Below are 14,662 nucleotides of genomic sequence, written 5' to 3'. Positions count from 1 at the left end.
CCCGGACGTCATGTCGGCTCGGCGGTCTTGGGGCCGCTCTCCGCGGGGAGTTCCGCCAGCGCGGCGAGCGGGACGGGGGCGGCGAGCGGGCGGCGGTCGGGGGCCGGTCCCGCGTCGGACGCGCCGTAGCGGGTGGCCAGGCAGGCGACGGCGGTGGCGCAGATCCGGCCCTGACACCAGCCCATCCCGGCCCGGGTGAGGAGCTTGACCGTACGGGTGTCGCGGGCGCCGAGGTCCGCGGCGGCCTCACGGACGCGGTCCGCGGTGACCTCCTCACACCGGCACACCTCGGTGTCGTCGGTGAGCCACTCCGGCCAGCCGGGGCCCGGGGCGTGCACCGCGGCCATCGCGTCGGCGAAGGACCGCAGCCGGGCGATCCGGCGGCGCAGCCGGGCGGTGCGCGCGGGCGGGACCGCCGCGCCGCGGAGCCGGGCCCCGGCCGCGAGCCCGGCGAGTTCGCCCTCGGCCAGGGCCACCGCCGCGCCGCCGATCCCGCGGGTCTCACCGGCCGCCCAGACGGTGGGGACCGAGGTGGCCAGCGAGCGGTCGGTGGCCACGGCGTGGGTGCCGTCGGCGGTCGGGCGTACGGCGCAGCCGAGCGTGGTGACGAGGTCCAACTGCGGGATCAGACCGTGACCGACGGCCACCGCGTCGCAGGCGATCCGGCGGGCGGTGCCCGGAACGGGCCGCCACCGCCGGTCCAGCCGGGCGACCGTGACGGCCTCGACGCGCTGCCTGCCGTGCGCCGCGGTGACCGCGCTGCGGGCGTACAGCGGGACCCGGTGCCGCAGCAGGGCGCCGCCGTGGGTGACGGCCTCGGCGGCCTTGCCCGGGTTGGCGGCGAGGGCGCCGGGGTGGCGGGCGTAGCCGAGGTATCCGGTGGCCTCGACGAGCGCCGGGACGTCGGCGCCCGCGGCGGTGAGCGAGGTCGCGGCGGCGAGCAGCAGCGGACCGCTGCCCGCCACGACGATCCGCCGCCCGGGCAGCACCAGCCCCGACTTGAGCATCGCCTGCGCGCCCCCGGCACCGACCACACCGGGCAACGTCCAGCCGGGGAAGGGCAGGTGGCGTTCGACGGCTCCCGCCGCGATGAGCAGCCCGCGGGCCGCCAACCGCACCGGGGCCCGGTCGGTGCCGTCGGGTCCGGTGAGGGCGTGGACCGTCCACCGGTCGGCGTGCCCCGGATCGCGCACCACGCTCCAGACGTGGTGCCCGGGGAGGTGGCTGACGGCGGGGCAGTGGCGGAGGCGTTCGCGCAGGTCGGCGTAGGCGGACCAGGCGTGGTGCAGCGCCTCGGGTCGGCGGGCGCCGAGCGCGGGGGAGGGGCCGCGGTAGAACTGCCCGCCGGTCAGCTCCGCCGCGTCCACCAGGGCGGTACGCAGCCCGAGTTCGCCCGCGGCGACGGCTCCGGCGAGCCCCGCGGGCCCCGCGCCGATCACCACGAGGTCGAAGACGCCCGCGCCGGACCGTACGGCGTGCTCACCGGAGGCGTCGCGGTGCGGGTCAGACGGCGAGGTCGGCACGGCCCGCACCCTCCTGGGTGGTGACGGCGTCCCCGGGGCGGGCCGGGAGCAGGCAGGCGCGGCGGTTCGGGATGCCGTTGACGGTGGCGAGGCAGTCGTGGCACTGGCCGATACCGCAGAAGGCGCCGCGGGGCCGCCCGCCGCCGCGGGTGGTGCGCCAGGCCAGGATGCCCGCGGCCCACAGCGCGGCGGCGACGGACTGACCGGGCAGCGCGGCGACGGACCGGCCGTCGAAGGTGATCTCGAAGGCGGGACCGGGGTCGGCGCCCACCACGTCACGGGGTGTCGGACGGGGGCGCGCGGGGCTCGTCGTGCGACGCGGCTTCATACGGTCCGCCTTTCCACGGGAGTGCGGGTCAACGGGGGCGTCGGTCGGGCGCTGCGCAGGGGTCGGGGAAGCGGTCGGGCCGGAAGGGCCGCGGGTCCAGGGGCGGCGCCGAACCCGTGAGCGCGGCGGCCGTCAGCACACCGGTGGCGGGCGCCAGCCCGATGCCCGCCCCCTCGTGGCCGCACGCGTGCACCAGGCCCGGCACCCGGGGATCGGGCCCGATGGCCGGCAGATGGTCGGGCAGATAGGGGCGGAAGCCCGCGTAGGCGCGGATCACCCGCACCCCGCCGAGCACCGGGAACAGGGCGGTCGCCCGCTCGGCGAGGCGGCGCAGCACCTCCACGGAGAGGGTGCGGTCGAAGCCGACCCGCTCCCGGCTCGCGCCGATCAACACCGGCCCCGCCGCGGTGCCTTCGACCACGGCGGAGGTCTGGAGCGCCGCGGAACCGCTGGCGACGTCGGCGACGTAGTCGGCGGCGTACACCTTGTGGCGGACGACGCGCGGCAGCGGCTCGGTGACCAGGACGAAGCCGCGCCGGGGGAGGACGGGCAGCCGCACCCCGGCCATCCGGGCGATCTCCCCGCTCCACGTCCCCGCCGCGTTCACCACGTACGGCGCGAGCAGCCGGGCGCCGGACGCGGTGGCCACGCCGCGTACCGCCCCGTCGGCGGCGGTGAGGACGGCCGTGACCTCCTCCCCGCAGCGCACCTCGGCGCCCGAGGCGCGCAGCAGATGGGCGGCGGCCAGGGCCGGGTGGACCTGCGCGTCCTCGGGATAGTGGACCCCGCCGGGCATCCCGTCGGCCAAGTGCGGCTCCAGCTCCCGCAGTTGCCCGCCGGAGACCTCCCGGGCGTCGACCCCCGCGTCGCTCTGCGCCGCGGCGAGGCTGCGCAGCGCCGCGAGACGGGTCGCGTCGTCGGCGACCACGACGCCGCCCTTGGTCTCGTACTCGATCGCCGCGGGCAGCTCCTCGGCCAGCTTGCGCCACAACCGCGAGGAGTGCAGGGCGAGTTCGAGTTCGGGGCCCGGTTCCTTGTCGGAGACCAGGAGGTTTCCCTCACCGGCTCCGGTGGTGCCGCCCGCGACGGGACCGCGGTCCAGGACGGTGACGGAGAGGCCCGCACGGGCGGCGTAGTGGGCGCAGGCCGCGCCGACCACTCCGGCTCCGACGACGATCACGTCCGGACTGCCGGAGGCGCGGGGAAAGTGCGACGAGAATCTCGTGGCCACCTCAGTAATATTTCACATGGCACCACCCCTGCCAAGAGAACGGCACCCCTCTTCCGGGCAGCGCGTGGAACCCCTCCCTCACCTCCTCCGGCGCGCCGCTCCACTCCCCTCTCGCGCCCGAACCCCGGGGCAGGGCCGGGTACGTGAGGTGCGTGCCTTCGGTCGTGAGCACCGGATCGTCCTCGATCGGCACGCCGACGCCCTGCCGGGATGATCAGCCGCTCGCCCGGGAAGCGCGCCGACAGCCGCTCCCGACGCCCGGCCTCGGATCCGCCACGGGGAGGCGTTCGGTACCCGGGTACGCGAGGGGCTCGGCCCTGGAGGTCTCCGTGAGCGCGCGGCCGCCCCGGCGGGCTGCTCAAGGGTGGGACGGGGGCTGCCGGGAAACTCCCGGGATTCCCCTCGGGGGCGATCCGGGAAATGCGGTCTTTCGGCCGGGATGCCGGTCCCTCGATTCTCAGGTACGGACGCCGTATGGCCTCGGGAAAAGTTGGCCGATGTCCTCGCGACCCGCTACGAGCCCGCTTGATGTTGATTGCGACGCTTGGCCCTCTCAGTCGGAGCGGACTCGTTGTCGGCATTCCAGGGCTGGCCCGAAGCCCGCAGTCCGTTCCACACCTCCACCATATCGAAGCCACGGAAGGGGAACCCGAAGCCGACCGATGGGCAGGGCGTATGCGGGACCGTGGCCGCGCACAGGCCCCACCCGATGGGGCCCGGTCCAGGCGCTGACCGGTCAGCCCGTCACTGACGCGGTGGTTCCAGTCGACAACGTAGCCTGGATTGAGCCAAGTGCGGGCCGGCGCCTGACCTCTATGGCCACCTCCCCACCGAGAACGATCAAGAAGTCACCGGCAACCGGATGCTTCCATGCACCGGTTTCCGCAGCGGTTCTGTACTCCGTCGTCGCGGTGAAGTCGAGTCCGGCAGCGCGGGCTTGGAGCGCCAGCTCTTCGGGAGCGAGTTCTCCACCACCCGAGCGGACAGAGTGGCCATGGCAGCGGCTCCGTCGCACCACTGAGCGCCCTGGCAGCCGACACGTCAGACCGGGATTCCTTCTGAAACGATCAGTGCGGCGGCCCGTCGATGGTGGCCCCCGCCGCGGCGAGGGCCTGGGAGAAGGCGCGGACGCGGGCGGTTTCGTGGCTGCGGCGCCAGACCAGGCCGAGGAAGGAATCCTCAAGACCGGTGAGGGGCACGAAGATGATGTCCCGGCGACCGTAGTACTCGGCCGTGGGATGGCACAGGAGCATGGCGCCGCGGTCGGCCGCCACCAGGGCCAGACCCTCCTGCAAGGTGCTTACGAGGGGTCCGGCCGGGATCACGCGGTCGCCTGGCGTGAGGCTGGGGGCCTGAGCTCGGCGCCAGTATTCGGGGGCCGCGCCACGGACGCTGATCAAGGGGCACTCGGCAAGGTCCTCGGCTGTCAGGCTCGCGTGGGACGCGAAGCGGTGATGGACGGAGACGGCGAGGGCCTGTGGCTGCTTGGAGAAGACCTGGCCGAGGACGAGATCGTCCTCCTCCACGGGCAACAGCACGACTGCCGTGTCGACCTCATGGCGCTGGAGCGGCCCGAAGGGGTCGGAGAAAGGTATCTCCACGATCTCGGTGGTGCACTCCGGATGACGGTTCTGGAAGAGCGCGATGGCTTTCATGACATGGTCGTTGACCGTGCCCTGGAAGCCGATGCGGAGCAGGCCGCCGACGCCCCGTGCCGTGGTGCGGGCCGTATCGAGGGCGGTCTGCAGGGAGTTGTAGGCCGGGCGGAGGTCCGCGAACAGCATCTCGCCCAGCGGCGTCAGACGGACGCGGCGGCTGGTGCGCTCGACGAGGCGGGCGCCGACCCTGCTCTCCATGGTGCGCAGGAGTTGGCTGATACGGCTCTGCGATATGTGCAGACGCTCCCCGGCTCGCCTGAAATGTAACTCTTCGGCCAGTGCAAGGAACGCTTCCACTTCGCGGATCTCCGGACTTCCCACGTGTCCCCCTGTGTTCTTCCTGTTCGTGACCAGGCACTTTACCCGTCCATGAGCCCCGCTCATGGAGTGATGAGGAAATCGCCGTTGTTCCCCGACGAACCCTTGGATTCCATGAATGCATGGTGCAAGTTGAAGAATTCGAAGACAGATCCGCAGCGAAGGAGAGCTCTGCGTCGCGCGGATGGCCGGGTGTGGTGGCCGTGGCCATCGGTACTTTCACGGTGGTCACCTCGGAGATGCTGCCCGTCGGGCTGCTGACTCCGATGGGGGGCGCCCTCAAGGTCTCCGAAGGCGTGGCCGGGCTCACGCTGACGATTACGGGGCTGGTCGCGGCGGTCTCCTCGCCCCTGCTGACCTCCGCCCTGGGCAGGTTCGACCGGCGCGTGGTGCTGTGCGCGCTGATGACCGTCTTGCTGATCGGCAATCTGGGCGCCGCGTGGGCGCCGAACTTCGGCGTGATGATCGCCGCGCGCGTGCTGGTCGGTATCGGCATGGGCGGTGTGTGGGCGATCGCGGCGGGCATCGCGGTGCGTCTGGTGCCGCCGAAGTCGGTCGGCCCGGCGACCAGTCTGGTCTTCAGTGGCATCGCGGTGGCATCGGTCCTCGGTATTCCGGCGGGCGCCTACATCGGCGCTCTGGCCGGGTGGCGCGCGGCGTTCGTGGCCGTCGGCGGTCTTGCACTCCTGGTCATCCTTGCTATGGCGGTGCTGCTGCCGAAGCTGCCCGCCGAGGGGTCCGTTCAGCTGGGCGGGGTGATGAAGCTGTTCGGCAACCCGCAGGTACGTACCGGCCTGATCGTCGTGGCGTGCCTGGTCACGGGGCACTTCGCCGCGTACACCTACGTCCGCCCCGTCCTTGAGGACGTCTCCGGAGCCGGTGCCGGGATGATCGGCACGCTCCTGCTGGTGTACGGCATCGCGGGTGTTGCGGGCAACTTCATCTCGGGTGCCGGCGCGGGCCGTTCGCCGCGCAAGACCCTTCTCGTGATCACAGTTGTCATGGCCGTGACGGTCCTGCTGCTGCCCTTCGTGGGTGGCTCGCTGTGGGTGGCCGGTGCGTTGATGGCTGTCTGGGGGCTCACCTACGGCGGAGTCTCCGTGAGCACGCAGACCTGGATCCTGGCCTCGTCGCCCGACGCCCGCGAGGGCGCTTCCTCCCTGTTCGTCGGCGTGTTCAATGGAGCCATCGCGCTGGGCGCGCTGCTCGGCGGTCAGGCGGCCGACGCCTCCGGTATCACGTCGGCGATGTGGGTGGGCGGCGGCTTCGCGCTCGCCGCTCTGGTCGCCACCGCGGTGGGCCGCGCCCCCGCCAGCGGTCGGCTCTGACCTCGTCGGTCCGGGCGCCCGACCGACGAAGAACTCCCGGGTGGCGGCACATCCCCCGTCCGCCACCCGGGAATCCCGATCGCTACGCGTTCACGCCGGCCAGGAATTCTGTGATCGCGGCGGCCCATTCGTCAGGCCGTTCGGTGGCAATGGCGTGTCCGCAGTCCAGCGTGAGGAGTTCCGCGCCCGGTATGCCGTCCACCAGTTGACGGGAGTGCGCGGGCGTGGTGATCAGATCGCCCGTGGGGGAGATGACCAGCGTGGGCACGGCGATCCTGCCGAGATCTTCGCGTACGTCGATGTGGTCGAACACGGCGAGCTGCTCATCGGTCCCCGGCGGCATGCCGGCGGCGAAGAGGGCGAGCTGTTCCTCGACCTCGTCCGGAGAGCGTCCGTCGAGCCATTCCGCGCCGCCCACGACGAGCGACAGATAAGCCGCCAGTATCCGCGCCTCCTCGGGGCGCTTTCCCAGTGAACGCCAGGTTTCGATGACGAGCCGAAGCCGGGGGTTCGGGAATGCGAAACCCGAGGAGAGGATGAGTGCGGTGACCCGCTCGGGGTGCCGGGTCGCGGCGCGTACCGCGATGGCCGTGCCCATGGAAAAGCCGGACAGTGCGAAAGAGTCGACGCCGGCCCGTACCGCGCTTGCGACCAGATAATCCGCGAGCCCGTCGAGCGTCAGCGCTTCCTCCGGCAATCGTGTATTTCCTGATCCGGGGTAGTCGGGGCCGATGACCGTATTGCTCTCGGCTATCCGGTCGATTACCGGTCCGTAACTGTCCTGGATGTCGCTTCCCGCGCCGTGTGCAAGGAGAAGTCCTGGACCTTTGCCCACCTTCAGGGGGGCTTCGGCGAGAGCCGTGTAGGGAATCATGCCCCGATATTAGTGGGTGATTCATGCGTACTTAACAACTTCAGGAAACTGTGACGGCGGTCTCACGTAAAGAAGCCAATGAGGCTTGATTTCGCCACTCGAACTAGTGGATAGTTCAATCGAACTCGGGGACCGCAGACGCCGCTTTGTCGCCTGCGGTCAATTCCTCACTCTGTAGAGAAAGGCGTTCCGTGTCTTACTTACAGCGTTCCCCGCTCAGCTCGTATCAGCGCGACATCTGGGTTTCAGAAGCTCAGGGTGATCCCGACTCGCAATTCAATGTGGTGCTCAGGGAGCCCCTCGGCCCCGACGTCGACCTGGCGGCCGTCCGCACCTCCCTGGCGCGCGTCCTGCGCCGTAACGACGCCTTCTCGGCGCGCTTCGACGACGAGGACGGCGTCCCCTTCCAGTGGACCGAACCCGCGGGTGGAGCCGGCGAGGACGCCGCGTGGGTGGAGTACCTCGACTTCTCCGGCCGGCCGGACCCCGCCGCGGTCTGCGCTGCCTGGCAGGCCCGTGCTCTCGCACGGCCGTTCCCGCTGCGGCGGTCGAGGATGTTCTCGGCGGCGATCCTGCGCGTGAGCGACTCCGTCGCCCACCTCCACCTGAACGCCCATCACCTCATCGTCGACGCCTGGGCGCTGAACCAGGTCAGCCTCCAGACGTGGGCTGACTACGAGCGCACCCGGGCCGGCGGACGCCCCGAAGAGGCCCCCGCCCCGTCCGCCACCGTGCTCGTCGAGGCTGAGGCCGCGTACCGGGAGTCGGCCGACCACGAGCGTGACCGCGCCTTCCACCGCGAGGTTCTGGACGGGGTGGTGCCCGCCCTGTTCACCCGCAACCCCGCACGCCTGCCGGCGGGCGGGCCCCGTCGGGCCCGGCACACCTTCACCGTGGAGGCCGAACTCGTCCGGCGCGTACGCCGGGACGGCACCTCCCCCTTCGCGTTCGTGGCCGCCGCCTTCGCCACGTACTTCGGGCGGGTGCACCGGAGCGAGGAGCTGGTCCTCGGGGTGCCGTTCCTCAATCGGCGGGACGGCGCCGAGCGCGAGATCGTCGGCCAGCGGGCGAACAGCCTTCCGGTCCGCGTCCGGCTGCGGCCGGAGGCGACCCTCCACGATCTGGCCGCCGGCGTCCGCGCGAGCACCGAGGCCCTGCGCCCGCACGAGCGACTCGCTCTGGGCGACGTGCTCCGGGAGTTGCCCACGAGCGAGGGCAACCCCCGGCAGCTCTTCGACATCACCCTCTCCTACCTGCGCCAACCCCGGCCCGACGCCCGGCCCGAGGCCCTCGTCATGGCCCCGGTCCACCGGCAGGACGCCCTATCGGTCATGATCAGCACCACGGGTGACGACGCGGCCCTGCGGATCGATCTCGACTACGCGTGCGACGTCTTCGACGGAGACTTCCCGATCGAGTCGGTCGCCGGTCACCTGCTCACCCTGATGCGTAACGGCGCCGCCCGGCCCGAGCGGCCGGCGGTCACGTTGCCGGTGCTCGGCACGGCCGAGCGTGACGAACTCACCCGCCTCAGCCACGGCCCGGTCACCCCCTACGCGAGCGACCGGACGGTGCACGGCCTCATCGCCGAGCAGGCGGCGCGGACCCCGGACCGCATCGCGATCAGGCCCGCCGACGGCGGTGCCCCCCTCACGTACGGCACGCTCGACGCACAGGCCGACCAGGTCGCACGTCGGCTGCGTACGCAGGGTGTGCGGGCCGAGGACCGGGTCGCCGTCATGATGGAGCGCAGCCCGCAGATGCTCGTCGCGCTGCTCGCCGTGCTCAAGTCCGGCGGCGCCTACGTACCGGTGGACCCGGGCTACCCGGCCGACCGCATCGCGTTCCTCCTCCAGGACAGTCGCGCCAAGGTCGTCCTGATCGACGCGGAGATCCCGGAGCCCGAGGTGGGCGAGGGCGTACGTGTCCTGCGCACCGGCGAGCTGCTGAGCGGTCCGAGCGGGCCCCTCGACGCTGTGACGGACTCCCGCGGCCTCGCGTACGTCATCTACACCTCGGGGTCGACCGGCAGGCCCAAGGGCGCGATGGTCGAGCACCACTCCGTGGTCAACCGCCTCGCCTGGATGCAGAATCGATTCCCCATCGGCTCCGGTGACGTGCTGCTGCAGAAGACGCCGATCTCGTTCGACGTCTCGGTGTGGGAGCTGTTCTGGTGGGCGATCGAAGGCGCCTGCCTCGCACTGCTGCCGGCGGGGGGCCAAAAGGACCCGCGCGGCATCCTGCGCACCCTGGCCGAACAGCACGTCACCACCATGCACTTCGTGCCGTCGATGCTCGGCCCGTTCCTTGACCTGCTGGAGGAGTCGCCCGAACTGCGCGCCGAGGCGGCCTCCCTGCGCCAGGTGTTCTGCAGCGGCGAGGCGCTGCCCGCCGCACGCGTCGAGCAGTTCAACCGGATCTTCGGCGGCGTTCCGGAGCACGCCCCGAAGCTGGTCAACCTCTACGGTCCGACCGAGGCGACCGTCGACGTGTCGTACCACGAGTGCCCCTCCGACCCTGAGCAGCCCGTCGGACGCGTACCGATCGGCCGCCCGATCGACAACACGCAGCTGTACGTCATGGACGCCTACGGCGGTCTGCAGCCCGCCGGTGTGCCCGGGGAGCTGTGCATCGGCGGTGTCGGTGTCGCCCGCGGCTACCTGGAGCGCCCGGAGCTGACGCGGGAGAAATTCACCGCCGACCCGTTCACCCCCGGCGGCCGGCTGTACCGCACCGGTGACCTGGCCCGATGGCTGGCCGACGGCACCATCGAGTACCTCGGCCGGATCGACGGACAGGTCAAGATCCGCGGCAACCGCGTGGAACTCGGCGAGGTGCAGAACCAGCTGGCCTCGCTTCCCGGCGTACGCGACGCGGTGGTCGTCGACCAGACCTCCGACACCCGGGGCACCTACCTCGCGGCGTACTACGTCGCGGACGCCGTGATCGACCCCGCCCGGCTCCGCTCCGAACTGGCGGCCTCGCTGCCGGAGTTCATGATCCCGTCCCACTTCCTCCGCATCGACCGGGTCCCCCTGACGCCGAACGGCAAGGCCGACCGCCGGGCGCTGCCCTCGCCGATCACCGCGGGCGGGCTCTCCCGCGAGGGGACGCTGCCCCGCAACGTCACGGAGGAGACCCTCGCCGGGATCTGGTCGGCGGTACTCGAATGCGGACACGTCGGCATCCACGACGACTACTTCGCGCTCGGCGGTGATTCCCTCACCATGCTGCGCGTACGGGCGATGGCCGAGAAACAGGGAATCCACTTCTCCCTCACCGATCTGATGCAGCACCCCACGGTGGCGGATCTCGCCGCCTGCGCGGCCACCGGCACGGTCGAGAGCGCGCGGCAGCTGGAGCCCTTCGAGCTCGCCTCCGGTGTGGACCGGGCCCGGCTCGAAGGCCGCGCGGACGCCTATCCGCTCAGCCGCCTCCAGCTCGGGCTGCTTTACCACAGCCGGGCCCAGGAGGACTCGGCGGTGTACCACGACGTCTTCCAGTACACCTTCGTCTTCGACTGGGACGAGCGGCGGTTCCGGGACGCCTTCGACCGGCTCGTGGCCCGCCACCCGGTGCTGCGGTCTTCGTTCGACCTGGGCACCTACTCCGAGCCCCTGCAGATCGTGGACTTCGAGGTCCGCGGTGGGCTGGAGGTCGTCGACCTGCGGGAGCGGGACGAGGAGGAGGCCCGCGCCGAGATCCGCGGGCATGTGGACGAACGCCGCTTCCACCGTTACGACTTCGAGCAGGCGCCGCTGTACCACTTCCGCGTCCACGTCTGTGCGGAAACCGTCGAGCTGGTGCTCAGCTTCCACCACGCGATCCTCGACGGAGGCAGCGTCGCCAACCTCGTACGGGAACTGCTCCAGGACTACCTGCACACGCTGGGCAAGGACATCGAGCCTGTACCGGACCAGGCACTTCCGTCGCCGGCGCACCACGTGTTCGCTGAGCGTGCCGCGCTGGAGTCGGCAGAGAGCAAGGCGTTCTGGGGCGACTATCTTGAGGACGCCCCGCTGCTGCGGCTCGAAGCGTTCCGTCAGCACGAGGCGCCGGGCACGGACGAACTGATCACGCGCACCGTGCACCTGCCCGACGAGCTCACCGCGGACGTACGCCGCTTCGCCCGGCAGCGCGCGCTGCCCATGAAGTCGGTACTCCTCGCCGCCCACGCCCTCACGCTGAGCCTCTACTCCGGCGTACGCGACATCACCACGGGTCTGGTCACCCACGGCCGCCCCGAGCACGAGGGGGCCGAGCGGATCGCCGGTCTCTTCCTCAACACGATGCCGGTACGGCTCGACCTCATGGACCGCACCTGGGCCGGCGTGGTCGAGGAGACGTTCGGGCAGGAGCAGCGGACCCACGCGCACCGGCGCTACCCGCTCAGCGCCGTCCAGGAGGACATCGGCGTCACCGTTGTCGACACCGCCTTCAACTACATCCACTTCCGCCAGCTGAGCGCCGTGTTCCAGCTGCCGGGTGTGGCGATGCGGGCCTTCCGGACCTGGGAGGAGACCAACTTCCAGCTCCTCGTCAACGCCGTCACCAACCCCACGGACGAGCGGATCTGGCTGCGGATGGACTGCCACGGCCGGACCTTCACCGGTGCGCAGGCGGACCTGTACGCGGAGGGCTTCACCGCGATCCTGCGCCGTATGGCCGCGTACCCGGACGAGGCGGCCGACTTCGCGTTCCTGTCCGCGCCGGTGGACCGGCCCGCCGCCGGAGCCGTTCCCGGCGGGCCGCCCGTCGATGTGATCCGCGCCGTGGCGGAGCGGACCGCCCGTGCCCCGGACGCGACGGCGGTGCGCTTCGGTGAGCACAGGTGCACCTACGCCGAACTCGGCCGGGTCTCCGACGGGGTGGCCCGCAAACTGATCGCGCTCGGTGTCCGGCCCGGTGACCGCGTGGGTATCGCCATGGAGCGTTCCCTGGAGACGATCGCCGTCCTCCTGGGTGTGCTGAAGGCAGGCGCCGCGACGGTTCCGCTGGACACCGGGTACCCGGTGGAGCGGCTCACCGACATGGTGGAGCAGGCCCGCCCGTTCACGGTCATCGCCCAGGGCCCGCACGCCGCACTGCTGCGCGGCGCCTCCCCGACCCTCCTCGCCGACGAACTGCTCGCCGCGGCCACGGAGGGCACCGGTGGCGACGGTGACGGCGTGGACCTGCCGCGGATCGCCTTGGAAGACACTGCCTACATCCTCTTCACCTCCGGCTCCACGGGCCGCCCCAAGGGGGTGGCGCAGTCGCACCGTACCCTCGCGCACCTGGTCGCCTGGCAGAACGGCATCCCCAGCGGGGTGGTCGGCGGCGTCACGGCGCAGTACGCGCCGATGAGCTTCGATGTCTCCTTCCAGGAGATCTTCTCCACCCTCTGCGGCGGCGGCACGCTGCTGGTGCTCTCCGAGGAGGACCGGCGGGACATGCCGGCTCTGCTGCGCCTCCTCGACGCGGAAGGTGTCCAGCGGCTCTATCTGCCCTACGTCGCGGCCCAGCAGCTGGCCGAGACCGCGTCCGCCCTCGGCCTCGCACCGCGGCACCTCAAGGCGCTGATCTCCTCCGGTGAGCAGCTCCGCGTCACCGACGAGATCCGCCGGCTGTGCGCCGCGGTGCCCGGGGTGCTCCTGGAGAACCAGTACGGGCCGACCGAGTCGCATGTCGTCACCAGCTTCACCATGACGGGTGACCCGGCGGCGTTCCCCGCGCTGCCGCCGATCGGTTCCGCGATCGACGGTTCGCGGGCCCTGGTCCTGGACTCCCGGATGCGTCCGGTGGCGCCCGGGGTGAAGGGCGAGATCCACCTGGGCGGCGCCTGCCTCGCCGACGGGTACGTGGGACAGCCGGAACTGACCGACGAGCGGTTCGTCCCCGATCCCCACGGCGCCCCGGGCGAGCGGCTCTACCGCACCGGTGACCTCGGCTTCACCCTGCCGGGCGGCGACATCGTGTGCCTGGGACGGGCCGACTCGCAGGTCAAGGTCCGTGGCTACCGCATCGAGCCGTCGGAGGTGGAACTCGCCATCACCAGTTTCGCGGCCCGGACCCAGGGGCTTTCCGAGGCGGCGGTGGTGGCCCGCCGACGGGAGGGCAACGACACGTTCCTGGCAGCGTTCTTGGTCGGCGACCCGGACCGGGCCGACGTCGAGGTCCTGGACAAGCAGCTGCGTACCGTGCTGCCCGACTACATGGTGCCCTCGCACTACGAGTGGCTCGACGCCCTGCCGCTGACCCCGAGCGGCAAGCGGAATGACGCGGCGCTGCGCGAGATGCCGCTCACCGCGGGCGACACCCGCGACACCACGGCCCCGCGCGACGAGTACGAGCAGGTGCTGGCGGAGATCGTCGCCGGACAGCTGCAACTGCCCTCGCTGGGGGTCTTCGAGAACATCTTCGACCTGGGCGGTACCTCGCTGACCGCCATGCGGCTCGTCGTCGTGATCGAGCAGCGCTACGGCGTCCACGTGCCCCTGTCGGAGTTCGTCTCGGCCCCGACCGTGGCCGACCTTGCCGAGAAACTGCGCTCCGGCGGTGCCACGACCACCTTCGACCCGCTGGTTCCCATCCGCCCGAACGGCACCAGGCGGCCGATGTTCTTCGTGCACCCGATGGGCGGCAACGTCCTGTGCTACGTGCGCTTCGCCAAGTACCTACCGGACGACCAGCCCTTCTTCGCACTGCAGGCGGCCGGCGTCGACCCGGGCACCGAGCCGCTGCGCAGCGTCGAGGAGATCGCCGCGAGCTACATAGCGGCCATCCGGCGGGTGCAGCCGTCCGGCCCGTACGTGATCGGCGGCTGGTCCTTCGGCGGATTCGTGGCCTTCGAGATCGCCCGGCAGTTGCGGGCGGCGGGCGAGGAGCTGCACCGTCTGGTGCTCCTCGACACCACAGCCCTGAACCCGGGCCGCCGCCTGACCACCGGCGACGACGCCCTCCTCGGCTGGTTCTTCTGGGAACTGCTGTGGCTGCAGCGCGGCGGTGACTCCCCGTTGGAGGTCATTCCCGCCGGACTCACCACGCTGGACGAGAAGTTCGACTTCATCGCCCAGCTCGCGATCGACGAGGGCGTGCTGCCGGCAGGCAGCACCGGCGCCGTGGTCCGCAGACTGTTCCACGTGTACGAGGCGAACTGGCGGGCGGCCTTCGCCTACCGCCCGGAGGTCGTGGAGCAGGACATGGTCCTCATCCACGCCTCGGAACCGCTGCCGGACGTCCTCAACTCGATGCACACCGCGATCGAAAGCCTGCACAAGGATCCGACCAACGGGTGGCGGGAGCGTACGAGTGGCGAGTTCACCGTGCTGGACGTGCCGGGTGATCACCTCACGATCATGGAAGAGCCCCATATCGCCCACATGGTCCGGAAGATCACTGAACTGATCGGGGAGTGAAGATG

7 protein-coding genes are annotated in these 14,662 nt (G+C 71.4%); 2 read left to right on the top strand and 5 right to left on the bottom strand.

Annotated elements, in window-relative coordinates; translation table 11 throughout:
- Nucleotides 1-8 precede the first annotated feature (8 nt).
- From IF23_RS0112200 to IF23_RS0112185, 4 genes are all read right to left on the bottom strand, one after another.
- Nucleotides 9-1,523, bottom strand: coding sequence for an NAD(P)/FAD-dependent oxidoreductase (locus IF23_RS0112200; RefSeq protein ID WP_078653936.1), 1,515 nt, complete (start codon nt 1,521-1,523; stop codon nt 9-11).
- On the bottom strand, nt 1,504-1,851 hold the full coding sequence (locus IF23_RS0112195; protein WP_051739523.1) for a (2Fe-2S)-binding protein: 348 nt from the start codon (nt 1,849-1,851) through the stop codon (nt 1,504-1,506). The genes IF23_RS0112200 and IF23_RS0112195 overlap by 20 nt, the downstream gene beginning before the upstream one ends.
- Before the next feature lie 28 nt (nt 1,852-1,879).
- Nucleotides 1,880-3,082 carry an NAD(P)/FAD-dependent oxidoreductase gene (locus IF23_RS0112190; RefSeq protein ID WP_245654963.1) on the bottom strand — a complete coding sequence of 401 codons (1,203 nt, stop codon included), beginning with the start codon at nt 3,080-3,082 and terminating at the stop codon, nt 1,880-1,882.
- A 1,067-nt stretch (nt 3,083-4,149) separates the two neighbouring features.
- Nucleotides 4,150-5,061: a LysR family transcriptional regulator gene (locus IF23_RS0112185; RefSeq protein ID WP_030282793.1), complete on the bottom strand. Its 912-nt coding sequence runs from the start codon at nt 5,059-5,061 to the stop codon at nt 4,150-4,152.
- 119 nt (nt 5,062-5,180) lie between these two features.
- Between IF23_RS0112185 and IF23_RS0112180 the strand changes: the two genes are divergently transcribed.
- Nucleotides 5,181-6,386: an MFS transporter gene (locus IF23_RS0112180; protein WP_211266153.1), complete on the top strand. Its 1,206-nt coding sequence runs from the start codon at nt 5,181-5,183 to the stop codon at nt 6,384-6,386.
- Between the two features lie 82 nt (nt 6,387-6,468).
- Here IF23_RS0112180 and IF23_RS0112175 read toward each other — a convergent pair whose 3' ends face one another.
- Complete coding sequence (locus IF23_RS0112175) at nt 6,469-7,260, bottom strand: alpha/beta fold hydrolase (RefSeq protein ID WP_030282791.1); 792 nt, start codon at nt 7,258-7,260, stop codon at nt 6,469-6,471.
- Between the two features lie 191 nt (nt 7,261-7,451).
- Between IF23_RS0112175 and IF23_RS0112170 the strand changes: the two genes are divergently transcribed.
- Nucleotides 7,452-14,657: an amino acid adenylation domain-containing protein gene (locus IF23_RS0112170; protein WP_030282790.1), complete on the top strand. Its 7,206-nt coding sequence runs from the start codon at nt 7,452-7,454 to the stop codon at nt 14,655-14,657.
- Nucleotides 14,658-14,662: the final 5 nt, after the last annotated feature.

Source organism: Streptomyces catenulae (genome assembly GCF_000718015.1).
Lineage (GTDB): Bacteria > Actinomycetota > Actinomycetes > Streptomycetales > Streptomycetaceae > Streptomyces > Streptomyces catenulae.
Note: the sequence above shows the minus strand (reverse complement) of the source record. Positions and strands in the feature narration are given on the sequence as shown.

Coding starts and splice junctions, on each gene's coding strand:
- IF23_RS0112195 (WP_051739523.1), bottom strand. CDS start 1,851: ATGAAGCCGCGTCGCACGACGAGCCCCGCGCGCCCCCGTCCGACACCC.
- IF23_RS0112180 (WP_211266153.1), top strand. CDS start 5,181: ATGGTGCAAGTTGAAGAATTCGAAGACAGATCCGCAGCGAAGGAGAGC.
- IF23_RS0112175 (WP_030282791.1), bottom strand. CDS start 7,260: ATGATTCCCTACACGGCTCTCGCCGAAGCCCCCCTGAAGGTGGGCAAA.